The sequence below is a fragment of the Streptomyces sp. NBC_01460 genome (assembly GCF_036227405.1).
Lineage (GTDB): Bacteria > Actinomycetota > Actinomycetes > Streptomycetales > Streptomycetaceae > Streptomyces.
Genome location: NZ_CP109473.1, coordinates 881,903 through 905,182, shown reverse-complemented (window position 1 = coordinate 905,182; position 23,280 = coordinate 881,903). Strand labels below are relative to the sequence as shown.

Below are 23,280 nucleotides of genomic sequence, written 5' to 3'. Positions count from 1 at the left end.
AGGGTGTCCCCAACCCCCCTTGCGGAGGCGCGAGTTGTGTGTATCAGGCCGGCTCGGAGGTGTCCCTGACCGGGGTGCCCTCGATACGGGAGCCCGGGGCACCCCGGTCGGCGGCGGCCGGGCTGTGGGAGTGCTGAGGCGGTGCCTCGTCGTCGCCGGCACCGACACCCTCCGGCGGGATGCGCAGCACCAGCAGGGCGACGTCGTCGCCGCTGGGGTCGATGCGCGCCAGGAGTTCGTCGAGGAAGTCCTCGACGTCATGGTGGGCCAGGTCCGCGGCGTGCCGGCGCAGCAGGGCGAGACCGGCCTCGATGTCCCGGGCGCGGCTCTCGACCAGCCCGTCGGTGTAGAGCAGGAGGGTCGACCGGGGCGGGAGCTCGGCGCGGGCGTCGGGCCACCCAAGCCCCATGTGCAGGGCCGAGCTGAGTCCGAGCAGGGGGCCGTGACCCGCTTCGAGGAAGCGGGTGTCGCCGTCGGCGGTGACCAGCAGGGGCGGCGGGTGCCCGGCGTTGACCCAGTGGAGCTCCCACGGGCCGCCCTCCTCGCCTTCGACGCGTGCGAAGACGCAGGTGGCCATGGGGGCGTCGCTGGTGTGGGTCATGGCCTCGTCCAGACGGCGCATGATCAGGCTGGGCGGCTCCGTCCGGTCCCAGGCCAGGGCGCGCAGCATGTTGCGGACCTCGGCCATGTGGGCGGCGGCCTTGAGGTCGTGCCCGACGACGTCACCGATGACCATCGTCAGGACCCCGTCGCCGAGGAGGAAGGAGTCGTACCAGTCCCCGCCGATCTCGGCGGCGCTCTCCGCGGGCCGGTAGCGGGCCGCCAGCGTGAGGTGGTCGACCTGTGGCAGGGGGGTGAGGAGCTGGCGCTGCATGGTCTCCGCGACGTGGCGCTGCTGTTCGAACAGCTCGGCGGCCTCCATCACGATGCCGGCCCGGCGCGCGATGTCGGCGAGTACGAAGACCTCGGCGTCGCTGTAGGAGGAGTCCGGGGCCACGCGCGCCACGGTCAGCGCGCCGAGGACCTGCCGCCGCGTGTGCAGGGGGACCACGACGGCGCAGGTCCCTCCCAGCCGGTCGAACAGCACCCGGTGGGCGAGGGCGAGAGGACCGTCCGGCGGCTCGGCGAGGTCGGCCGCGTCCAGGACGACGGGCTCGCCTCCCCGCAGCGCTCGGACCACGGCCGAGCGGGTCGACTCGGACAGGGGCGGCAACGGCCCCGTGAGCGCCTCCGCCGGCCCTCGGTCGCCGGGGGTGCGGACGGCCACGCGCCGCATCTCGCCTACACGTCCCGGGGTACGCACGTCGATCGCGGCCCAGTCACCCATGTCCGGCACGAGCAGCCCGGCCAGCCTGTTCAGCATCTCCTCTGTCTCCAGGGTGGAGATGAGGACGGTCGAGACCTCCGCCACCATCGTCAGCCGGGCGGTGAGCCCCTCCAGGGCGGCGAGGTAGGCCGCGGTCTGCTCGGCGGCGTCGCGGTGCAGGCTGAAGTCGTGGAAGACGATCACCGCGCCCTCCGTGCGGCCCTCGACCCGCAGGGGAGTGGCGGCCCAGATGACGGGCACCAGGGTGCCGTCCCCGCGCAGGAGGAGTTCCTCGCTGCCCTCCGAGGGCCGGCCGCTGTCCAGGACGGCCAGCAGCCCGCACGCGTCGCGCGGGATCGTGCCGCCGTCCGGGCCGCGGTGCATCAGGTCGTGCATGTCGCGGCCGAGCATCTGCTCCAGCGTGCGGCCGAGCAGCTCCTGTGCCCGTGGATTGCACGCGGTGAGCAGGCCCGCGGTGTCGGTGACGAAGACCCCCGCTCCGAGGCTGTCGAACACCGTGCGCATGAAGCCGATCTCCAGTGCCCCGTCCGTGGACCTCATGGGGCGCCCTCCGTCGTCGCCGGGCGGGCCTCTCCGCCCGTGTCCGCCGTCCCCACGCGCGCAGGTCCTCCCGGCGGCGGCACGGGCGGCACCCGGTCCGACGCCGGAGACGCGCTCTGGGAGGTCATGCGCTCGTGCCTTCCGCTTCATGGCCGGAGCCGGCCCGGTCCGCCCGGTGAAGACGCCGGGCGGCACCCGCTCCACCGTGGCATCTGTTCATCATTCATCCGGTACGCCCGTTCCGCCGCTCGGGAGCGGCACGCCCGGGGCGGCGGAGGGAGCCCCGACCGCGCGAGAGGGTCACTCCGCACGGACCGGAGCGGCCGTCCTCTCCAGGACCTCGGCGATGCTCACCCCGGGGGCGGTCTCGATCAGGACCAGGCCGTCCTCGGTCACGTCGAGCACCGCGAGGTCCGTGATGACGCGGTGGACGCAGGCCTTGCCGGTCAGCGGCAGGGTGCACTCCTCGACGATCTTCGGGCTGCCGTCCTTCGCGGTGTGCGTCATGGTCACGATGACGCGGCGTGCCCCGTGCACGAGGTCCATCGCTCCGCCGATGCCCGTCACCATCCTGCCCGGCACCGCCCAGTTGGCGAGGTCGCCCCGGGCCGAGACCTCCATGGCCCCGAGCACGGCGGTGTCGATGTGGCCGCCGCGGATCATCCCGAAGGAGAGCGCCGAGTCGAAGAACGAGGCGCCCGGCCGGACCGTCACCGTCTCCTTGCCCGCGTTGATCAGGTCGGGGTCGACGTCCTCGTCGTACGGGAACGCGCCGGTGCCCAGGATGCCGTTCTCTGACTCCAGGACGACGTGCACGCCCCCCGGGAGGTGGTTCGGGATCAGCGTCGGCAGCCCGATCCCCAGGTTGACGTACTCGCCGTCGCGCAACTCCGCGGCCGCCCTGGCGGCCATCTCGTTCCGGTTCCAGGCCATCAGTCCCGCGCCTCCCTCTCCGTGACCGTCCGCTTCTCGACCTTCTTGTCCGCGGCCTGCCCGGGAGTGAGCGCGACGACCCGCTGCACGAAGATGCCGGGCAGATGCACATCGTCGGGGTCGATCCCGCCCGGCTCGACCAGCTCCTCGACCTCCGCGACGGTGACGCGTCCGGCCATGGCGGCGAGCGGGTTGAAGTTGCGTGCGGACTTGTTGAAGACGAGGTTGCCGTGCCGGTCGCCCTTCGCCGCCCTGACGAGCGCGAAGTCGGTACGGATGCTGTGCTCCAGGACGTACTCGGTGCCGTCGAAGTCGCGTACCTCCTTGGCCGGGGAGGCCACCGCCACCCCGCCCTCGCCGTCGTAGCGCCAGGGGAGACCGCCGTCGGCGACCTGGGTGCCCACCCCGGCCGGCGTGTAGAACGCGGGTATCCCCGCGCCGCCGGCCCGAAGCCGCTCGGCCAGGGTGCCCTGCGGGATCAGCTCCAGCTCCAGTTCGCCCCCGAGGTACTGCCGGGCGAACTCCTTGTTGCCGCCGATGTAGGAGCCGGTCACCCGGCTGATGCGGCCGGCGGAGAGCAGGACCGCGAGACCGGAGTCCAGCGCCCCGCAGTTGTTGGACACGACGGCGAGCCCGCTGACCCCGCTCGCGTGCAGGGCGTCGATCAGCACGTTCGGCACACCGCTGAGGCCGAAGCCTCCCACCGCCACCGACGCGCCCTCCGGCACGTCGGCGACGGCCAGCGCCGCCGACGCGACCACCTTGTCCATGGGACCGTCCCTCCACTAGTGTTCGCCCAGTGAAGTTTCCTTCACTCGAATGCCTGGAGTTTGCCGCCCGCACCGGAGCCGTGTCAACGGCCCCCACTCCCGCCGGGTGCGTCCGGACCACGCCCCCGGCGGGAGGGCGCGCGCCCGGGAGGCCGCGCGGCGCCGTACCGTGTCCTTCCGGCACGGACCCACCCGACGGAGAACAGATGCCCCCGACCAGCACCGCCCGGCCGGACACGGACGTCCCCGCGGAGGCCGTCGCCCCGCTCATGCGCGGCATCGCGGTCCTGCGCCGGCTGACCGACGCGGACGGCTCCCTCAGCCTCAGCGACCTGGAGCGTGCCAGCGGTCTGGCCCGCTCGACCGTCGACCGGGTCACGCTCACGCTCGCCCGCACGGGATACGTCCGCGTCGACGGCAGGACCGTCACCCTCGCGCCGCGCCTCATGGAGCTGGGCAACGCCTACCTGTCCTCGATCCGGCTCCCCGGCCTGCTCGGCGACGAGGTGGACGCACTCGCGGACGAACTCGACGAGTCCGTCTCCCTCGCGGTGCCCGACGGCGACGGCATCCGCTTCGTGCATCAGGCCACCCGGCGCCGGGCCATGTCCCTGCGCTTCCGCATCGGTGACCTGCTGCCCGCCGAGCGCACCGCCCCGGGCGCACTGTTCGCCACCCTCTGGGGTCCCGAGGCCTGGGGGGCCTGGCGGGAGCGGCGGGAGGCCGATCCCGACGGAGCCGGTTTCCCGTCCCTCCGGGGGCGCCCGGGCCCGGAGGACGACCTGTTCGAGGACCGCGTGGAAGCCGCACGGGCCGACGGCTGGGCGCTGGACGACCAGCTGATCGAGCCCGGCCTTCTCGCCCTCGCCACACCCGTACGGGACCCCGCCGGATCCATCGCGTGCGTCCTCAGCGTGGTCAGCCACACCAGCAGGCACACCGCGCGAGGACTCCGCGACAGCCTCCTGCCCCGGCTGCGCGCCGCCGCCGACGCGATGGAGGGGCGACTGCGTGACGCGCCCCCCGCGAGCCCACCGGCCGGCCCCGGGACGCTCGCCTCGTGGACCGCGGCCTCGAAGCAGGAGCTGGGCCGGGAGTTCGTGGAGTCCCTCGCCCGGGGCCTGACCGTCGTCACCGCCTTCGGTGACGACGGAGCGGCTCTCACGCTCAGCGACGTGGCCCGTGCGACCGGACTCTCGCGCGCCTCGGCGCGCAGGGCGCTGATCACCCTCGACCACCTCGGCTACGTCACGGCCGACGGCCGGGGCCACCGGCTGACACCGCGCGTCCTGGCCCTCGGGTACCCGGTGCTCTCCCGCACCACGCTCCCGCGGATCGCCGAGCCGCACCTCGCCGCGCTGGCGGGACGGATCCAGGACTCCACCTCCCTCGCGGTCCTCGTCGACGACTCCGTGCAGTACGTGGCGCGCGCCGCCACCCACCGCATCATGACCGTCGACATCACCGTCGGGACCCGCTTCCCCGCCTACGCCACCTCGCTCGGCCGGGTCCTGCTGGCCGACCTGTCCGGCGCGGCGCTCGAGCCGGTCCTCGCCCACTCCGAACTGCGCCCCCTGGCTCCCCACACCCTCACCCGCCGTGCCGCGCTGGAAGCGGTTCTGGAGCGTGTGCGGGCCGAGGGGTACGCCCTGGTCGACGAGGAACTGGAGGCCGGCCTGCGCTCGATCGCGGTACCCGTGCGCGACCGGGCAGGCACCGCCGTCGCCTCGATCAACGTCGCGATGCACAGCAGCAGCCGCACCATCGAGGAGTGCCTGGAGCAGGTGCTGCCCCTGCTGCGCCTCACCGCGGGGCGAATCGAGGCCGAACTGCACACCGCCGCCCGCTTCACCCGTGTGGCGGTTCTCTGAGCCGTGCGGTCGTGGTGCACCCCGCACACCGACGGCGTGTGCCGCAGGCCCTCGGTCCGGTCGTCCCGCGCCCCCGCGCTATGCCCAGGAGGGCGCATCGGTGCCCCACCGGGTCGGCGCACGGTCCCAGTTCGCGGGTGCGCCGGTGTAGTGCACCGGGGGCAGGGCATGTCGCAGCAGGCCGTAGGGCGATCCGGTCTCCGTGAGCCAGTGGCCGGGGTCGTAGGTGCCGGCCGTTTCCTGTGCGGGGCGGATGTCGTGCAGCAGCCATGAGGCCGTGCCTGCCAGGGAGAGACGGAGATGCCGCCCGCCGCCGGTGGTCAGGCGGTCGCTCAGTGCGCGGAGGACGGCGGCGGCGAGCAGGTATCCGGTTCCGTGATCCAGCGCCTGCGCGGGCAGTGCACCGGGGCGGCCGTCGGGCCCGGCTTCGATGGAGGCGATGCCGGTACCGGCCTGGACCAGGCTGTCGAAGCCGCGGCGGCCCGCCCAGGGGCCGGACCAGCCCCAGGCGCACAGCTGGGCGACGATCAGCCCGGGACGCTTGGCCAGGAGCACCTCGGGGCTCAGCCCGTGCCGGTCCAGAGCGCCGGGGCGGTAGCCCGTCACCACGACGTCCGCCCGGCCGAGAAGGTCCTCGAAGACGTGGCGGTCGCCGGTACTGGTGAGGTCCAGCAGCGTGGAGCGTTTGCCCGGGCCGGTGTCGGCGTGGGCATCCGGGTCCTCGGGGATACGGGGAGTGTCCACGCGCAGCACGTCGGCGCCCAGCAGCGCCAGTGAGCGGGTGGCGACCGGGCCGGCGATGACGCGGGTCAGGTCCAGGACCCGCACCCCCTGGGCGGGCAGGGACGCGGGTGCCGGAGACCGGTGGCCGCCTTCGGTCACCTGCGGCGTCTCCACCAGGGCGGGGCCGGCCGCAGCAGGGGCGGACGCCACGGCCACGGCCAGCCCGCCCGCCGCGTAAACGGTCTCCTGGACCTCGCGGGCCTGACGCGATGCCAGCTCCTTCGCGAGCACACCGACCGGCTCCCGGTCGCCTCCGGTGTCCGCGATGCCCAGTGCGCCGAGCAGCCGGGCGCGGTGGTGCGGGTAGTTGGCGTGCGTGCGCACCCACCCGTCGGTGGTCCTCCAGAACCCGGACAGCGGAGCGAAGGACGTCGGGGCCCGGCCGTCGATCCTCAGACGGCGCTCGCTGACGAACGCGGTGGCCACCGCCGCCTCGTCCACCCGCACCGCGGGCACCGGCACGCGGTTGCGCAGCGCCAGCAGTTCCGCGGCGGCCAGCGAGGACACTCCCACGCAGGCCCGCGCCAGTTCTCGCACAGGAAGCCGGGACGGCAGGACAGGGCCCGCCTCCTGGAAGGAGACACGCCGGACGAGTCGGGCGCGGCCCCCCAGAGCTGCCCAGGCGTGTGCGGTGGCTGCGTCCTCGGTGTCTGCCATCCGCCCAGTCTGCGGCACCGCCAGGACGAGGCCGCCGGGTCGGGTACCGCTCATCCCTCCGAGCGCGGCTCCACGGCGAAGGAGGTGAACATGTCGACCAGCGGCTGCGGTGCCCGGTCGTGGAAGATCATCTCCTGGCTCCGCGCGGAATCCTGGGCCGTCCGCTCGCTACGCGGGAACAGGGCGTCCTCGTACGCGGTCAGTGCGGCCTCGGTGTCACCCGGGTGTGCGGCGAGGGCGCGGCCCAGCTCCGCGCCGTCGAACATGGCGAGGTTGGCTCCCTCGCCGGCGAACGGGGACATCAGGTGGGCGGCGTCCCCGAGGAGGGTGACACCGGGGATCCGCTGCCACCGGTGCTCGACGGGCAGCGCGTGGATGTGGCGGGGGGTCAGTGCGCCGTCGGCCTCGGTGACCAGGGCGCGCAGGCCCGGTGCCCAGTCGGCGAAGTGCTCCAGCAGCGCGGCCTTCGCGGCCTCGGTGTCGGTGAAGTCGATGGTGGGCAGCCAGTCCTCGGCCGCGCGCAGCGCCGTGTAGACGTGCAGGCTGCCGTCCGTCTCGCGGTGGGCGAGGAACGCCTTGTGGTCGCCGAGGGCGAAGAACATGCCGCCCCCGATCAGTTCGGCGCACCCGGGGTGGCGGGTGTCGGCGTCGAGGAGGTCGAGCTCCACGAAGGAGATGCCGGTGTAGGCGGGCCGGGCGTCGGAGAGCAGTGGCCGGATCCGCGACCAGGCGCCGTCGGCGCCGACGAGCAGTCCGGTGGTGAACGTGGTGCCGTCGGCGAGCGTCACCGCGTGGCGTCCGTCGCCCAGCGGCTCGGCGCCCGCGACCTTGGCGCCCCAGCGGACGGTTCCCTCGGGGAGCTCGTCGAGCAGGAGGTCGCGCAGATCGCCCCGGTCGATCTCGGGGCGGCCTCCGTCGCCGTCGTCCTTCTCCTCCAGCGCGACGCGAGCCGCCTTGTCGAGGACGCGCATCGCCTCACCGCCGGGGTGGACCCGTGCGCGGAACTCCTCGTACAGGTCCGCGGCGTGCAGGGCCGCCTGCCCGGTCTCCTCGTGGATGTCGAGCATGCCGCCCTGGGTGCGCGCGTGCCGGTCGGCGTCCAGGTCGAACACGGCGGCCTCGATCCCGTGCACGTGGAGGACCCTGGCGAGGACCAGGCCGCCGAGGCCGGCGCCGACGACGGTGAGGGGGTGGTGCGGGGTGGTGTTCATGGCGATGCTCGCTTTCGCTGTGGGGGAGGGGCCCCCGGCCGCCTCAGCGGGGTGTGGTGGCCGTGCCGTTGACGACCGCCCGGAAGATCCAGGCCAGGCGTTCCTGCGGGGTGCCGGAGAACAGGTCGGTGCCGAGCGCGGCGATGCGTGGATGGGTCCGGGCGGATGCCTGCCCCAGCGCCTCGACGAGCGCGTCGTGGTCGTCCTCGGCGTCGGGGGCGCCCTCGCGTACGGACTGCTCGGTGGCGGTCGCGGTGGCCACCTGGAGGAGGACGTCCACCCCCCAGGCCGCCTGCCCGCCGGGCACGCCGCCCTCGTGCAGGAGGCCGAGGACGCTCTCGACGAGGGCGAGGTAGTGCGGCCCGGAAGGGCGGGTGACCAGGGCGGACCGGGCGAGGCCGGGGTGGTCGAACAGGACACGGGTGTACGACAGGAGCACCTGGGCCAGCCGGTCGCGCCAGTCGCCCTCCCCGGTCGTGGGGGAGAGGTCGACCGCGCCGAGCAGTTCCTCGAGGATCGCGGCGTGCAGCTCGGCGGTGCCGGCGACGTACACGTACAGCGAGGCGGGACCGGTGTCGAGCTCCTGGGCCAGCCGGCGCATGGTGACGCGCTCCAGCCCTTCGGCCGCCATGAGCCGGACGGCGGCGGTGACGATGGCCTCGTGGGTGAGGGCGGGCTTGGCCGGCCGTTCGCGGCGGCTGCGGGGGGCTGGGGTTCGCGGAGTCACCCCTCGACAGTAACGAACATGTTCGTCACGAACAAGTTCGTCGGTCGGGTTCCGAGGGCTCGGACCCCTGCCCGGAGCCTCTGTCTCAGGCGTGGAAGCCGTTGCAGACGACGGAGGTGAACTGACGGGGGCCGCCTTCGACGTGGTACAGCACCACGGTCCGGTCGTCGAAGTGGGCCCGGAAGTCCTCCGGATACCGGAAGGTGAGGGAGCCGCCGGAGGACCACGTCGAGAAGAGGTCGACGGGCTTGCTGGTGAAGCCGACGCCCTCGCCCACGGACCGGGTGGGACGGCCCGTGGCGGGGTCGGTCCCGTGCGGAGGGCGGACACCCACGGCCACGTAGTAGGGCGCCGGCCGCATCCCCTCGCCGGCGTCCTTCGGGCGCATCGTCACCGAGGCCGTGTCCGAGCCCGTCGTGTGCGACACGGACGACTGGAGGTCCACCGGCAGCGAGGCCGTCGCCGGGGCGGACAGGTCGCAGGAGCCGATGCCCTGGGCCGCCTGTGCGGGGTCCTCGGACAAGGCCCAGCGATCCTGTGACGTGCGGTCGTCCACGATGTGGTCCGGCGGCCCCGCGGCCGGTTCCGGTGACGTCGTCGCAGGCCGCCGGGGTGCCTCCGCGCTGTCCGTGGGCCCCGCCCCGGTGTCCCGGTCCTGCGGCGGGCCCGAGAGCAGCCAGGCCGTCGCCGATGCCGCCAGCACGGCCGCGACCGCCGCGAGGCCCAGGGCCCCGCGGCGACCCGTGCGGGAGGGGCGTGCCCCGCGGTCCGGTCCGTCGAGCGGGGTGGGGCCGGGCGGCCCCGCGGAGACGACCGCCCCGTCCTCGCCCCGCGTCGTCGCTCCGGCCGGCAGGACGGCGGTCTTCGCGCCGTCCGCCACTGCGGCAGCGGCCTCCGCACCGGTCAGGGCCCGGTAGTGGGCGTCCCCCGCCAGGGCCGAGTCCACCGCGCACCGTGCGATCAGGGCCGCCGGATCCGGCCGCTCCGCGGGATCCTTGGCGACGCACTCCTCGATCAGCGCGGCGAGCGCGGGGTGCACGCCCTCCAGGTCGATGTCCTCGTGCACGGCCCGGTAACTCACCGTGGCCGGGTCCCCGTAGCCGAACGGAGGCCTGCCGGTCACGGTGTACGCGAGGGTCGCCCCCAGCGCGAACACGTCCGCGGCCGGGCCGGTCTCGTTGCGCAGGACGACCTCGGGCGCCGCGAACCCCGGGGTTCCCGGGGCCGTCCCGTCCCGGGTGAGCACCGTCTGCCCGAGCCCCCGCGCGATGCCGAAGTCGATCAGCTGCGGTCCCTGCGGCGAGAGGATCACGTTCTGCGGCTTCAGGTCCCGGTGCGTGACTCCGTGGGCGTGGACCGCCGCCAGCCCCTCGGCGAGGGCGGCGCACAGCTTCCGCGCGCTGTCGGGCGGGAACGCGCCGCCGTCCCGCACCGCCCCGTACAGCGTGGGTCCCGGCACGTACTCGGTGGCCAGCCAGTAGGGCGAGGTGTCGAGGGACGCCTCGATCAACCGGGCGGTCCACGCGCTGCGCACCGTCTCCACGGTGGCGGCCTCGCGCCGGAAGCGGGCCAGCGACTCCGGGTGCTCGCTGATCTCGTCGCGGATCACCTTCACCGCGACGAGCCGTCCTCCGGGGGAGCGGCCGAGATACACCTGCCCCATTCCGCCGGCACCGAGACGGGCCATCAGCTGGTAGGCGCCTATGCGCGAGGGATCCTGGGGCCGCAGACCGTCCACCGCACGACTGTGCCACACCCTCCGCCCGCTGTACCGGCCCTCCGGGAATCCGGGGGCCCGTCCTGGTCGACGCGGGGTGGCACACGCCTGTGGGGGGCCGCCGGGGGTAGGCGACCGGTCGGCGGGGCGTGCGTCCCCGCCACCCGCGCCGGGCGCGTCCGCGCCCGGCGGGCATCGGGCGCTCCACCGCACCGCCGGGCCCGCTCCGGGTGCGGAGGGCGTCGAGTGAACCGAGGATGCGAAGGGGTGGCGAGCCGCACCGACCGGCCCCGTCGTACGAGAAGCGACATCCGAGGGAGACAACACCATGGCGCCCGAGCGATCCTCTTCCGGCAGCACGGCATCGCGAGACGCCGGGCTCGCCCTTCCCGTGGCCGAACGGGCGGGCTGGAGCGACGTGGACGTGCGCGCGGTGGACACCGTCAGGGTGCTGGCCGCCGACGCCGTCCAGAAGACCGGCAACGGCCACCCCGGTACGGCGATGAGCCTGGCACCGCTCGCCTACCTGCTGTTCCAGCAGGTCATGCGCCACGACCCAGCCGACGACCAGTGGCTGGGCAGGGACCGTTTCGTCCTCTCCTGCGGCCACACCAGCCTCACCCTCTACATCCAGCTCTACCTGTCCGGCTACGGCCTGGAGATGGACGACCTGAAGGCGCTCCGGACCTGGGACTCGGCGACCCCCGGCCATCCGGAGTACCGGCACACCCGGGGCGTCGAGATCACCACCGGCCCGCTGGGCCAGGGCATGGGCGCCTCCGTGGGGATGGCGATGGCGGCCCGCCGGGAGAGGGGTCTGCTCGATCCCGACGCCGCCCCCGGGGCCAGCCCGTTCGACCATCACGTCTACGTGCTGGCGTCCGACGGCGACATGATGGAGGGCGTCGCGTCCGAGGCCGCGTCCCTGGCCGGCCACCAGCAGCTCGGCAACCTCATCACGTTCTACGACTCCAACCACATCTCCATCGAGGACGACACCGACATCTCGTTCAGCGAGGACGTCCCGGCGCGCTTCGCGGCGTACGGATGGCACGTGCAGACGGTGGACTGGACCCGGACGGGTGACTACGTCGAGGACGTCGACGCGCTGCTCGCCGCGATCGAGACGGCCAAGCAGGAGCGGTCCCGGCCCTCGTTGATCATGCTGCGCACGATCATCGGATGGCCCGCCCCGACGAAGCGCAACACCGGCAAGGCGCACGGAGCGGCGCTGGGTGACGACGAGGTCGCCGGAACCAAGCGGCTCCTCGGCTTCGACCCCGAGGCGTTCTTCCCCGTCGAGGACGACGTCCTGGCCCACACCCGGGCGGTGGGGGAGCGGGGCCGGGCGGCCCGGGAGAGCTGGCAGCGGGCCTACGACACGTGGCGGACCGCGGCCCCGGAGCGGGCGGCCCTGCTGGACCGGCTGCGCGAACAGAAGCTGCCCGCGGGCTGGACCGACGCCCTGCCGGTGTTCCCGGCCGACGCCAAGGGCATGGCCACCCGCAAGGCCTCCGGGAACGTCCTCACCGCCCTCGCGCCCGTGCTGCCCGAGCTGTGGGGCGGCTCGGCCGACCTCGCGGGCAGCAACAACACCACCATGGACGGCGAGCCCTCGTTCGTCCCCGCCGACCGGCAGACCGAGGAGTTCGCCGGAGGCCCCTACGGCCGGACGCTGCACTTCGGCATCCGTGAGCACGCGATGGGCGCCGTACTCAACGGCATCGCCCTGCAGAGCCTGACCCGCCCCTACGGCGGCACCTTCCTCACGTTCAGCGACTACATGCGGCCCGCGGTCCGCCTCGGCGCCCTGATGAAGCTGCCCGCCACCTACGTGTGGACCCACGACTCCATCGGCCTGGGGGAGGACGGCCCCACCCACCAGCCCGTGGAACACCTGGCCGCGCTGCGCGCCATCCCGGGGCTCGACGTCGTACGCCCCGGCGACGCCAACGAGACCACGGTCTGCTGGCGGACGATCCTGGAGCACACCGACCGCCCCGCCGGCCTCGTCCTCACCCGGCAGAACCTGCCGGTGCTCGACCGCGCCGACGGTGTCCACGCCGCCGCCGAGGGAGCGGCGCGCGGCGCCTACATCCTCGTCGAGGCGGCCGGGAGCGCCCCCGACGTCATCCTGGTGGCGACGGGGTCCGAGGTCCAGATCGCGCTCGACGCCCGCAAGCTGCTGGTCGACGAGGGGCTGGCCGTACGCGTCGTCTCGATGCCCTGCCGCGAATGGTTCGCCGCGCAGCCGCTGCCCTACCAGGACGACGTGCTCCCGCCCGACGTGCGCGCCCGCGTCAGCGTCGAGGCCGCCGTGGGCCAGGGCTGGCGCGAGGTGGTCGGTGACGCGGGGCGGATCGTCAGCCTGGAGCACTACGGCGCGTCCGCCGACTACCAGCGGCTGTACGAGGAGTTCGGCATCACGGCGGAAGCGGTCGCCTCGGCCGCGCGCGCCAGCATCCGGGACGCGGTGGAGCCCCCGAGGCCCGGCGGACAGCGGTCCTGACCCCCTGGGGAGGCCGTGCCCCGGGGCACGGCCTCCCCGAGGATCGACCGGCACCGGCCGGTCACCCGCTTCGCTCCGGCCGGCCGACGGGAAGGACGCCGGAATCCGCCACTGCCGGCGCGTCAGGTGCCGCGCGGACCGGCCGCGTGGGCAGCAGCCATGCCGGGAGCAGGGCGAGGGCCGCGAGTCCGGCGAGGACCAGCAGGGTGGGGCCTGTTGCCGAGGCGGACATGACCCGGTGCCCGGCGTCGGACGGTCCGGGCAGCATCAGGCCGGCGGCCACAGCGATCCCGAGGGTCGGGCCGACGTTCATGGCGGTCTGCTTGAGTCCGCCGATGACCCCTGCGTATCCGGACGGCGCCTCGCCGACGACGGTCGCGGTGGCCGTGACCATGACGACGGCGAATCCCGCACCGAGGACGGCGAAGGCCACACCGGTGACCGCCCACGAGCCGGCCGTGCCCAGCCGGGACAGACCGGCCGTGCCGAGGACGACGAGGACCGTACCGAGGACCGCGGTGCGGCGTGGGCCGTACCGGCGCAGCGCCACGGCGGCGGCAGGCGCACCGAGGACCATGAGCACGGTCAGCGGGAGCCCCCTCAGGCCACTGGCGAGAGGACCGAGCCCGAGAACGTCCTGGAAGAAGAACGTGGACACGAACAGCGCACCGAACATGCCGCCGGTGGTGAGGATCAGGAGCGCCACCGATGCCGTCACCGGTACGGACCGCGCCACCGGCGACGGCACGATCGGGTGCCCGGTGCGGCGTTCGTGCAGGACGAGCGAAGCCGCGAGGCCCGCGACGGCGGCGAGGCCGAGCCAGGTCGGCTCGGTCGTCCACCCGTGCGCCGGTATGCCGGACAGGGCGTGGACCAGGACCGCGAGCGCGGTGGCGAGCAGTGCCGCGCCGGTGAGGTCCAGCCGCTGGGCCCCGGCACGGGAGTGCGTCGGTGTCCGCATGGCGAGGGTGAGGACGGCGACGTCTACCAGGGTCCGTAGACACTGTCTACGCTGTCGGAGCGGTGTGCCGCGGTTGTGGTGTCCCCGGGTGCGGCGGATTCTGTAGGGGACGAAGGGCGGTCGGTGTGGCGCCATGACTGCATGGAACACGGAGCAGACTGCCGACTTCCGTGGTCCCCTCGACGTCAGCCGGGCGGCCACGGCGGTCCTCGACGCCCAGGGCACGGTCATCGGATGGAGCCCCGCGGCGGAGCGGCTGTTCGGTTACCGCCCGCACGAGGTGGTCGGGCGGCCCCTGGCCACGTTCCTGTCCTCCGGCCCGGCGCCCCACGCCCGTCCGTTCCCCGCTCCGCACCGGGGGAACGAGATCCGGGCCGCCCGGCACCGGGACGGGCGTGAGCTGACCGTCGCCACCGCGGTGTGTCCTCTCCCGGGCGCCGGCGCGGCGGAACGCGTCCTCCTCGCGACGGAGCTGACGGATCTCCGGCTGTGGGAGTCCCGGCTGGCCCTGTTGAACGGACTGGCCACCCAGTCACCTCTCGGGCTGGCCATCTACGACACCGACCTGCGCCTGACCTGGTGCAACGCGGCGTACGAGCAGGAGATCGGGCAGCCGTTCGCCGAGTTCCGCGGCCGCCGGGCCGACGAGCTGTACTCCGAGGGACGCTTCGTGACGCAGGGGCATCCGCCCACGCTCGACGCGGTCATGCAGCACGTACTGGACACCGGCGACCCGATCCTGGACCTGCACTTCCGCGGCCGGCCGCCCAGCGACCCGGGGACGGACCACGTCTGGTCCTGCGCCTACTACCGGCTCCAGGACGCCGACGGCCATGTGTTCGGGGTGTGCGAGGACGCCTTCGACATCTCCGACCGCTACAAGGCCCAGCAGCGTCTGGCCCTGCTCGTCGAGGCGGGCCGCAGCATCGGCACCGCCCTCGATGTGAGGGCCACCGCCGAGAAGATCACCGAGGTGGCGGTCCCCGACTTCGCCGCCACGGTCACGGTCGACCTCTCGAGGGCGGTCCTGGAGGGAGAGGTGCCGGCCACCGGCGACCCGGCGGCGATGTCCCTGGTCCGGGTCGCCCGCTGCTCGGCGGAGGCCTCCCCGGGGGAGAAGGCGGATGCGCACCCCTCACCCGTGGAGTACCCGCCCGGTTCGCCGCAGCACCGCAGCCTCTCCTCCGGCGGTCTCGTACTCGACGACGCGGCGCTGGTGGTACCGCTGCGGGCCGGGGACAGCACGCTGGGGCTCGTCACCTTCCTGCGCGGTACCCCCTCGGCCACGTTCGACAGCGGCGAAGTGGCACTGGCCGACGAACTGGCCGCCCGGACAGCGGTGTCCATCGACAACGCCCGTCGGTTCACCCGGGAACGCTCCGCGTCCCTGGCCCTCCAGCGCCAGCTGCTGCCGCACCACGTGCCGGAGCAGTCGGCGGTCGAATTCGCCTACCGCTACCTGCCCGCCGACGGCGTGACCGGGGTCGGCGGTGACTGGTTCGACGTCATCCCGCTGTCCGGGACCCGGGTCGGGCTCGTCGTCGGGGACGTGGTGGGCCACGGCCTCCAGGCAGCCGCCACCATGGGCCGGCTCCGCACGACCGTACGGGCCTTCGCCCAGCTGGACCTGGACCCCGTCGAACTGCTGTCGAGGCTCGACGATCTGGTCGGCCAGTCCGCGGAGGAGCGCTGGGGCGAGCTGGGCACACCCGTCGGCACGGACGCCGATGTGACCACCGGGGCGACCTGTCTCTACGCCGTCTACGACCCGGTCTCGCGGCGCTGCGTCATGGCCAGGGCCGGGCACCTGCCGCCGGCGGTCGTCGCCCCGGACGGAGGGCCGTCCTTCCCCGACCTGCCGGCCGGCCCGCCCCTGGGCCTGGGAGGCCTGCCGTTCGAGTCCATGGAGGTCGAGCTGCCGGTCGGCAGCCTGCTGGCCCTCTTCACCGACGGCCTGGTCGAGGCCCGCGACCGCGACATCGATCACGGACTCGACACCCTGGGGCGGGTACTCGGCGACCGGCACGCGTCGCTCGAAGAACTCTGCGACCGCGCCGTGGCGGAACTCCTGCCGGACGGCGCGACACCCGACGACACCGCCCTGCTGCTCGTCCGCACCCGTGAGCTCGACAGCTCGCAGGTCGTCGAATGGGAGCTGCCCTCTGAACCGGTCGCCGTCGGCCGGGCGAGGGAGCTGGCCACCGCACAACTGCGCCGCTGGGGCCTGGAGGAGCTGTCGTTCGCGACCGAGCTCGTCGTCAGCGAGCTGGTGACCAACGCCGTCAGGTACGCCGAAGGGCCGCTGCACGTACGTCTCATCCGCGACCGCACCGTCCTGTGCGAGGTCGCGGACACGGGCCACACCTCACCGCACCTGCGCCACAGCGGCGACGAGGACGAAGGCGGGCGCGGCCTGTTCATCGTCGCGCAGCTCGTCCAGAGGTGGGGAACGCGCTACACCCGCTCCGGGAAGACCATCTGGACCGAGCAGCCCCTGCCCGCGGCCGGCTGAGGCCGGCTGGCAGGTCCGGTGATACCCCGCCGATCGAGGAGGACCTTCGCCCGGCGCGCACCCTCAGCTCATCTGGCGCCGGACCAGCTCGTGGAGCTGCCCGCCCGTGTCCGCGAGGAGCACGGCCGGCGGCCCTTCCTGCACGACACGGCCGTCGGCCATGACGACGACCCGGTCGGCGTCCATGACCGTGGACAGCCGGTGCGCGATCACGACCCGGGTGGCCCGCAGGGACTTGGTGCTCTCGATCACGGTGCGCTGGGTCTCGTTGTCCAGTGCGCTGGTCGCCTCGTCGAAGAAGAGCACACGGGGACGCCGGACGAGAGCCTGGGCGATCATCAGCCGCTGGCGCTGCCCGCCGGAGATCGAGCCGCCCCCGGAGATCATCGTGTGCAGCCCCATCGGCATGCGCTTGATGTCCTCGGCCAGCCCCGCCATGGCGGCGGCCTCCCACGCCTCCTCCTGGGTGAAGACCTCGGCGCCGCAGATGCAGTCCAGGATCGACCCGGACAGCGGCTGGGCGTTCTGCAGGACGACCCCGCACTGACGGCGCACGGCCGCCTGGTCGAGTGACGTCAGATCCTGCCCGTCGTACAGGACACTGCCCGAGACCGGCCTGTCGAAGCCGATGAGCATCCTCAGCAGCGTCGACTTGCCGCACCCGCTGGGGCCCACGATCGCCACGAACTCGCCCGGCCGCACGGTCAGCGAGACCTCGTCGAGGACGACGGGACCGTCGTCGGAGTAGCGGAAGGTCACGCCTCTCGCCTCGATCTCCCCGGTCAGCTCGCCCGGCTGGGTGCTGGCACCGCGCACCTCGGGTGCCTCGTCGAGCACCGGCTTGATCTGCTCGAACATCGGCAGCACCGCAGCGGCGGACACGAAGGCACCCGTCAGCTGGGTGACGGCCGTGAGCAGCATCGTCACGGACGTGTTGAAGGTCAGGAACTCACCGGCCGTCAGGGACCCGCGCGCGGGGCCGGCCAGCAGGACGAAGATGACCAGCGAACACAGCGGAAGGTAGACCGCGTTGAGGACCGTTGTGAGGTTCTTGATCCGGCCCGCCCGCTTCTGCAGCTCACGGCTGCGTGCGAACTCCGACGCCCACGCCCCGTAGGCGAAACTCTCCGCCGCCGCGACCCGCAGCTTGGGCAGTCCCCGAAGCGTCTGGAACGCCTGGTTGTTGAGCTTGTTCCCCAGCTCGACCAGCCGGCGCTGCCACCGGAGCTCCCACATGCCCATGGTGAGGAACACCCCGGCGATGACCATCAGCATCGCGACGGCGGTGAGAGCCAGCGGGACGCTGAACCAGAGCAGCAGGCCCAGGTTCACCGCCCCGAGAGTGCCCGCCTGCACCACGACCGGCCCGGTGCCGGAGAGCACCCGGCGGATGGCACTCACCCCCATCGCCGCGCTCGCCAGCTCTCCCGTGGACCGCTCGGTGAAGAACTTCGTCGGCAGCCTCAGCAGACGGTCCCAGACCGCGGGCTGGAGCGTGCTCTCGATACGCCCCTCCATCCGCAGGATCGTGAGGTTCTGGAGCAGCATGAAGGCGGCCGAGACGACACCGGCGATGATCACGGCCAGCGACACCTGCACGATGAGGGAGGTCTGGGCGGTGGGCACGTACACGCCGAGCACCCTGCCGGTCGCGAGGGGCACCAGGGAACCCAGCCCGACCGTCACCAGACCGGCGAGCACCAGCTTCCGCAGGTCGCCACGGGTCCCGAACAGACCGAAGCGCAGCAACTGCCTCCTGGACAGCGGCTGCTCCGGCAGCGGCCTGTAGAACATCACGGCGCGCTCCTCGAACTCCTCGGCCGAGGCGCGGTCGATCCGGCTGCGCCGTCCCGTCAGAGGGTTGACCGCCTCGTAGCGTCCGCGGCGCCAGAGAAGGGCGACCGGCGCCCCGGACGCGGCGCGGTGACCCACCAGCGGACCGGAGTCCTCCCGCCACCAGCGCCCGGCCAGCCGGACCGCGCGGGTACGGACGCGCGAGGCGACCGCGACCCGCTCGACCGGGTCGATCCGGTCGCTCACCGCCCCGCCCGACGAGGGCTCCGCCAGGACGATCCCGGAGTCCCGGGCCACCAGACGGCACGCCGCGTACACCGCGTCGTCCGAGGCGCCCGTCGCACGCGAGGCACCCCTGCCGGACCGGCCGATCGAGGTCAGCAGCGCCTGGTCGGCCTCCTTGCGGACGGCCTCGCCCGCCTTCATGCCGGCCGCGGTCCGGTCCTCGTGCGCACGCTCCAGCTGTTCGATCCAGCGGTCCAGCGCCGACAGCAGGCGGTACTGCTGGTTGACCATCCCCTGCCACATCGACGGGTCGACCAGCAGGTCCCCCGCCGCCTCGGCGCTGAACGCGGCGCCGTACTGCACACTGCCCGGCGACACCGGAAGCCACAGGACGTCGTCGTCGCCCACCGCCCCGTCGAAGGTGGTCCGCCCGTCCAGCGGGGCCTCGAACAGCACCCGCCGGCTCCGGCCCACGCCGAGCGAGAAGGCGTGCTCCAGCAGGCTGAGCGTCGCGTCCCCGGTGTCGTAACGGCTGCGGTACTGCGCCTCGTACGCCCCCTGGTCGGCGTAGTCCGGCCGGTACAGCTCACGCAGCGGGATCCGCCGCAGCACGCACTCCTGGAGCGGCCGGCCGACCAGGGTGTGCTGCGGGCCCTCGACCGGACCCAGGACGAGCGTCCCCGGTTCGAGCCTGCCCAGGAAGTGCCAGTGCCCCTGCTCCAGCGCGTCCACCGCGAACAGGTCGAGGGCGCCGCCCACGACCAGCCACAGGACCTGGGGCCCTTCCAGGGACAGGCTCCGCAGCCCGGTGCAGTCGACCGGTCCGCCGAGGGTTCCCAGAGCGCCGATGACCGGGTCCTGGCCAGGAGCCTCCGGGCCCGCGACGGGATGTGCGGATGTCACGTCAGTGCTCCCTGACCAGGTCGGCGTAGGGGCCTCCGGCGGCCACCAGATTCTCGTGACGGCCGCGCTCCACGACCGTCCCGTGGTCCAGGACCACGATCTCGTCGCTGTCGCGGACGGTGCTCAGCCGGTGCGCGATCACGACACAGGCGCAGCCGCGCCGCCGCAGGTTGTCGATGATGATCCGCTCCGTCTCGGCGTCCAGCGCGCTGGTGACCTCGTCCAGGACCAGGATGCTGGGGCGGCGCACGAGGGCCCGGGCGATCTCCAGGCGCTGGCGCTGCCCGCCGGAGAAGTTCCTGCCGTCCTGCTCCACCCGGCTGTGGATGCCGCGGGGCCGCCGGGCGACGACGTCGTACAGCGCGGCGTCCCGCAGGGCCTCGGCCACGGCCTCGTCGGGGACCGAGGGGTCCCACAGCGCCACGTTGTCCCTGACCGTCCCCTCGAAGAGGAAGACCTCCTGGTCGACGAAGGACACCGACGCGGCCAGGGCGCCCCTGGGGATGTCCTCCAGACGCTGCCCGTCGATGCGGATCGTGCCCTCCCACGGGCTGTAGAGCCCCGAGATGAGCCGCGAGACCGTCGACTTGCCGCTGCCGGAACCGCCCACGAGCGCCACCTGCTGCCCCGGCCCCACCGAGAGGGAGAAGCCGGTGAGCAGCGGCTTGTCGAGAGGGCTGTAGCCGAAGGTGATGTCCTCCAGCGTCACATGGCCCTTGAGACGGCGGGTGCTCGCTGCCGGTTCGGGACGGGAGTACAGCGCGTCGACGGGGAAGTTCTCGACGTCCTTGAGGCGTGCCACGTCGGCGGCGAAGTCCTGGACCCGGCCGGCCACCCCGTTGAGCCGGGTGACCGGTGCGGTGAAGCGGGTGACCAGCGCCTGGAAGGCGACCAGCAGACCGATCGAGAGGTGGCCCTCGACGGCCCGCAGCCCGCCGATCCACAGGATCACCGCGCTGTTGAACGTGGCGAGGGCGGGAGCGACGACGCCCAGCCAGGCGCTCGGCACCCCGAGACGCTGCTGCTGCTCCAGCGTCGTCGCGTGCTGTCCCGCCCAGCGGCGGAAGTACCCGTCCTCGCCGCCGGTGGCCTTCATCGTCTCGATCAGCTGGAGACCGGTGTACGAGGTGTTCGTCAGCCGTGCGCTGTCGGCCCGCAGCTTCTGGGTCCCGGTGGCCCGCATCCGCACGACGATGCGCATGGCGACGACGTTGAGCAGCGCGATCCCCACGCCGATGACGGTCAGCTGCGGATCGTACGTCCACAGCAGGAACGCGTAGAGGAGGACGACGATGCCGTCCACGCCCGCCGCGGTGAGATCCCTGGCGAGCGTCTCGGCCACCGCGTCGTTCGACTGCAGGCGCTGGACGAGATCGGCGGGACTGCGCTGTGAGAAGAAGGTGACCGGCAGCCGGAGCAGATGGCGGAAGAAGCGCGCGCTTCCGAGCGTGGACGAGATGATGCGCCCGCGCAGCAGATTGGCCTGCTGGAGCCAGGTCAGGACAACGGTGAGGGCGACAGTCGTGCCCATGGCGGCGAACAGCACGCCCAGCAGCGAGGTCTGTTCACCAATCATGAACATGTCGATATAGGTGCGGCTCAGGGCCGGGAGCGTCGCCCCGACGGCCACCAGCAGCAGGCTGGCGAGCAGGGCCACGAGCATCGTGCCCGTGGTGCCGCGCAGCCGGGCCGGCAGTGCGGACATGACGCCGGGCCCACGGCCGCCACGCCGGAAGTCCTCGCCGGGTTCGAGGACGAGGACGACCCCCGTGAAACTGGTGTCGAAGTCCTCGGCGGGCACGAACCGGCGCCCCTTGTCGGGGTCGTTGATGTACACCCCGCTCCGGCCGAGGCGGCGTCCCGTTCCGTCGTACACGACGTAGTGGTTGAACTCCCAGAACAGGATCGCGGGTGCCTGGACCTCCGCGAGGGCGGCGGGTTCCATCTGCATGCCCTTGGCCTGGAGGCCGTAACCACGGGCTGCCTTCAGCACGTTGCTCGCGCGCGAGCCGTCACGCGAGACGCCGCAGGCGATCCGGAGCTCCTCCAGCGGCACATGGCGTCCGTGGTGGCCGAGCACCATCGCCAGCGACGCGGCACCGCACTCCAGGGCCTCCATCTGGAGCACGGTGGGGGTGCGTACGGTCTTCGTCCGCCCGGGCTTCGGAGCGGGACGCGAACGCCGCCTGGTGCCCGGAGCGCCTTCCGGGCGGTGCCTGCCGCGGCCGGGCGGGGGAAGCTGCTGGGCGGCGGGGGACGGGTGGGGTGCGGTCACGGGAGCAGCCAATCGACGGGGCGCTGGTCGGCGAGACGGACGGAGCCGGAGGCCAGGGTCATGGAGCCGATCGCGTACGGCGGACCCTCGGCCGAGGACCACCGGTAGCCGGACTCGGTGGAGCCGGAACGCTCGATCCTCACCAGGACCGCCAGCGGACGCCCGTGCGCGGAGAACTGCTCGCCGAGCTGGGCGTCGCCGAGGAAGCGGGTGATCTGCTGCTGCGTCTGCGCCGCCCTGCCGACCGCCGCCACCTTGCCGCGGAGCACCCCGTACTGCTGGGCCGGGACGGACTGGACGGTGAGGTCGACGGAGGCTCCCACCGGGACCGAGGCCGCACCGCTGCCCGAGACGTACAGCAGGGCGACCAGCGGGTCGTCGGCACCGTCGATCCGTTCGACACTCGCCACGTCCGCGCCGGTGGTGACCACCGCGCCGATGGTGGCCGTCACGGAGGTGAGCCGGCCCGCGTCGATCGTACGGACGACGCGTTCGCCGGTGTCCGTACGGACCTTGAGCAGGGGGGAGTTCCGGGGCAGTGTCTCGCCCTCGTCGGCGAGCACCTCGGTGATCTGCCCGGCGACCGGGCTCTGCAGGAGGTAACTGCCGCGGGAGTGCGTGAGGATGCCCGGCGCGTCGAGGGTGCTGGCGACCGAACCGGTCACGGCCCAGAAGCACGCCGCCGCCATCACGGCGACGGTGACGCAGAGGACGAGCAGGCCCTGCGGGCGGGCGAAGCGCACCGGCAGGTCGAGCTGTTCGGGCGACTGCAGCTTGGAAAGGGCCTGTTGGCGGAACTGCACGGAACTCTTCCCTCACCTGTCAGCGGTCGGCACCGAGCCCCGGAACCGACGGGTTCCGGGGCTCGGCGGGGTGCTGCCGTGTCTCAGAGACCGGCGGTGAGGCCGGTGGCCAGGCCGGTGACCGCGCCGGTGTTCACGCCGGTGGCACCCTCGACGAGACCGGTGACCGAGCCGACGACGCCGGCGACCGGGACGATGCCCTCGACGGTGCCCGTGACGTTGCCGAGCACGTTGCCGACGAGGCCGCCCGCGACGTTGTCGAGGTCGCTGTCGGAGATCTCGGCGGTCTCGACCTGGGGGGTGTAGTTCATGATGAGCGCTGCCCTTCGTATGGAAATTGCCTATATACGGAAACCTGTGCTGCGGCCTCCGTATGGGCCAGGATCAAAGCACGCCTGTGCCTCGTACAGCCAATCGAACTGCGGCGGATCTGTGGTTGTCGGCCCGCTGGAATCGGATTGCGTGCAGAAGTGTTCATTCCGCGGCAGCAGGTTCTTCACGAGCTTCACCGGATGAATTCCGCGCCGTCGCACCTCCACACCCCCCAAGTGGGGCAGTCCCGCCCCAATCACCCCTCGGACCCCCTCGGAACTGGCATTTCGCACCGAGGTGCGTGATCGGTGTGCGCACGCCGTGTGCAGGTTTCCCCGAGCGGGCCATCGCAATTCCAGGGGCGGGTGCTGCGGGCCGACACGGAAAGCTCGGAAGGTATCGATATTCACGCCATTGTAAAAGATGAACACGGCTCTATTTCCCTGTGCG

The 23,280-nt window shown here is 73.1% G+C and carries 15 protein-coding genes; 3 read left to right on the top strand and 12 right to left on the bottom strand.

Annotation, left to right across the window (positions count from 1 at the left end):
* Positions 1 to 43 precede the first annotated feature (43 nt).
* The 3 genes from OG488_RS04110 to OG488_RS04100 form a co-directional block, all read right to left on the bottom strand.
* The gene (locus OG488_RS04110) at positions 44 to 1,867 is read right to left on the bottom strand and encodes a SpoIIE family protein phosphatase (RefSeq protein ID WP_329225995.1); all 1,824 of its coding nucleotides are present in this window, start codon (positions 1,865 to 1,867) and stop codon (positions 44 to 46) included.
* A 300-nt stretch (positions 1,868 to 2,167) separates the two neighbouring features.
* Entirely contained in the window at positions 2,168 to 2,800 is a 633-nt protein-coding gene (locus OG488_RS04105; RefSeq protein WP_329225994.1) for a CoA transferase subunit B, read from the bottom strand.
* Positions 2,800 to 3,570 carry a CoA transferase subunit A gene (locus tag OG488_RS04100; RefSeq protein WP_329225992.1) on the bottom strand — a complete coding sequence of 257 codons (771 nt, stop codon included), beginning with the start codon at positions 3,568 to 3,570 and terminating at the stop codon, positions 2,800 to 2,802. Before OG488_RS04100 ends, OG488_RS04105 begins: the two co-directional genes overlap by 1 nt.
* A gap of 206 nt (positions 3,571 to 3,776) precedes the next feature.
* Here OG488_RS04100 and OG488_RS04095 point away from each other — a divergent pair, with 206 nt between their 5' ends.
* Positions 3,777 to 5,441, top strand: a complete 1,665-nt coding sequence (locus OG488_RS04095) for an IclR family transcriptional regulator domain-containing protein (RefSeq protein WP_329225991.1) — start codon at positions 3,777 to 3,779, stop codon at positions 5,439 to 5,441.
* Positions 5,442 to 5,519: 78 nt separating this feature from the next.
* On the opposite strand, the gene OG488_RS04090 is transcribed toward OG488_RS04095, so the two are convergent.
* The 4 genes from OG488_RS04090 to OG488_RS04075 form a co-directional block, all read right to left on the bottom strand.
* Positions 5,520 to 6,881, bottom strand: a complete 1,362-nt coding sequence (locus tag OG488_RS04090; RefSeq protein ID WP_443074207.1) for a CoA transferase — start codon at positions 6,879 to 6,881, stop codon at positions 5,520 to 5,522.
* A gap of 50 nt (positions 6,882 to 6,931) precedes the next feature.
* On the bottom strand, positions 6,932 to 8,092 hold the full coding sequence (locus OG488_RS04085) for an FAD-dependent oxidoreductase (RefSeq protein WP_329225989.1): 1,161 nt from the start codon (positions 8,090 to 8,092) through the stop codon (positions 6,932 to 6,934).
* Between the two features lie 43 nt (positions 8,093 to 8,135).
* Positions 8,136 to 8,819, bottom strand: a complete 684-nt coding sequence (locus OG488_RS04080) for a TetR/AcrR family transcriptional regulator (protein WP_329225987.1) — start codon at positions 8,817 to 8,819, stop codon at positions 8,136 to 8,138.
* An 85-nt stretch (positions 8,820 to 8,904) separates the two neighbouring features.
* Complete coding sequence (locus tag OG488_RS04075) at positions 8,905 to 10,557, bottom strand: serine/threonine-protein kinase (protein WP_329225986.1); 1,653 nt, start codon at positions 10,555 to 10,557, stop codon at positions 8,905 to 8,907.
* A 307-nt stretch (positions 10,558 to 10,864) separates the two neighbouring features.
* Between OG488_RS04075 and tkt the strand changes: the two genes are divergently transcribed.
* Complete coding sequence (tkt, locus tag OG488_RS04070; RefSeq protein ID WP_329225984.1) at positions 10,865 to 13,045, top strand: transketolase; 2,181 nt, start codon at positions 10,865 to 10,867, stop codon at positions 13,043 to 13,045.
* 61 nt (positions 13,046 to 13,106) lie between these two features.
* On the opposite strand, the gene OG488_RS04065 is transcribed toward tkt, so the two are convergent.
* Positions 13,107 to 14,006 carry an MFS transporter gene (locus tag OG488_RS04065; RefSeq protein WP_406460924.1) on the bottom strand — a complete coding sequence of 300 codons (900 nt, stop codon included), beginning with the start codon at positions 14,004 to 14,006 and terminating at the stop codon, positions 13,107 to 13,109.
* Between the two features lie 133 nt (positions 14,007 to 14,139).
* Between OG488_RS04065 and OG488_RS04060 the strand changes: the two genes are divergently transcribed.
* A complete protein-coding gene (locus OG488_RS04060) occupies positions 14,140 to 16,518 on the top strand; it encodes a SpoIIE family protein phosphatase (RefSeq protein ID WP_329225982.1) in 2,379 nt (792 codons plus the stop codon).
* Positions 16,519 to 16,581: 63 nt separating this feature from the next.
* On the opposite strand, the gene OG488_RS04055 is transcribed toward OG488_RS04060, so the two are convergent.
* The 4 genes from OG488_RS04055 to OG488_RS04040 form a co-directional block, all read right to left on the bottom strand.
* On the bottom strand, positions 16,582 to 19,440 hold the full coding sequence (locus OG488_RS04055; RefSeq protein WP_329225981.1) for an NHLP bacteriocin export ABC transporter permease/ATPase subunit: 2,859 nt from the start codon (positions 19,438 to 19,440) through the stop codon (positions 16,582 to 16,584).
* A 1-nt stretch (position 19,441) separates the two neighbouring features.
* Positions 19,442 to 21,715, bottom strand: a complete 2,274-nt coding sequence (locus OG488_RS04050) for an NHLP family bacteriocin export ABC transporter peptidase/permease/ATPase subunit (RefSeq protein ID WP_329225979.1) — start codon at positions 21,713 to 21,715, stop codon at positions 19,442 to 19,444.
* Entirely contained in the window at positions 21,712 to 22,518 is an 807-nt protein-coding gene (locus OG488_RS04045; RefSeq protein WP_329225977.1) for an HlyD family efflux transporter periplasmic adaptor subunit, read from the bottom strand. Before OG488_RS04045 ends, OG488_RS04050 begins: the two co-directional genes overlap by 4 nt.
* Positions 22,519 to 22,601: 83 nt before the next feature.
* Complete coding sequence (locus OG488_RS04040; RefSeq protein ID WP_329225975.1) at positions 22,602 to 22,829, bottom strand: type A2 lantipeptide; 228 nt, start codon at positions 22,827 to 22,829, stop codon at positions 22,602 to 22,604.
* Positions 22,830 to 23,280 lie beyond the last annotated feature (451 nt).

Bases quoted from the DNA above. Each gene is read 5' to 3' on its own strand.
- OG488_RS04105 (WP_329225994.1), bottom strand. From the start codon at position 2,800: ATGGCCTGGAACCGGAACGAGATGGCCGCCAGGGCGGCCGCGGAGTTG.
- OG488_RS04100 (WP_329225992.1), bottom strand. From the start codon at position 3,570: ATGGACAAGGTGGTCGCGTCGGCGGCGCTGGCCGTCGCCGACGTGCCG.
- OG488_RS04095 (WP_329225991.1), top strand. From the start codon at position 3,777: ATGCCCCCGACCAGCACCGCCCGGCCGGACACGGACGTCCCCGCGGAG.
- OG488_RS04090 (WP_443074207.1), bottom strand. From the start codon at position 6,881: ATGGCAGACACCGAGGACGCAGCCACCGCACACGCCTGGGCAGCTCTG.
- tkt (WP_329225984.1), top strand. From the start codon at position 10,865: ATGGCGCCCGAGCGATCCTCTTCCGGCAGCACGGCATCGCGAGACGCC.
- OG488_RS04065 (WP_406460924.1), bottom strand. From the start codon at position 14,006: ATGCGGACACCGACGCACTCCCGTGCCGGGGCCCAGCGGCTGGACCTC.
- OG488_RS04040 (WP_329225975.1), bottom strand. From the start codon at position 22,829: ATGAACTACACCCCCCAGGTCGAGACCGCCGAGATCTCCGACAGCGAC.
- OG488_RS04085 (WP_329225989.1), bottom strand. From the start codon at position 8,092: ATGAACACCACCCCGCACCACCCCCTCACCGTCGTCGGCGCCGGCCTC.
- OG488_RS04060 (WP_329225982.1), top strand. From the start codon at position 14,140: ATGACTGCATGGAACACGGAGCAGACTGCCGACTTCCGTGGTCCCCTC.
- OG488_RS04110 (WP_329225995.1), bottom strand. From the start codon at position 1,867: ATGAGGTCCACGGACGGGGCACTGGAGATCGGCTTCATGCGCACGGTG.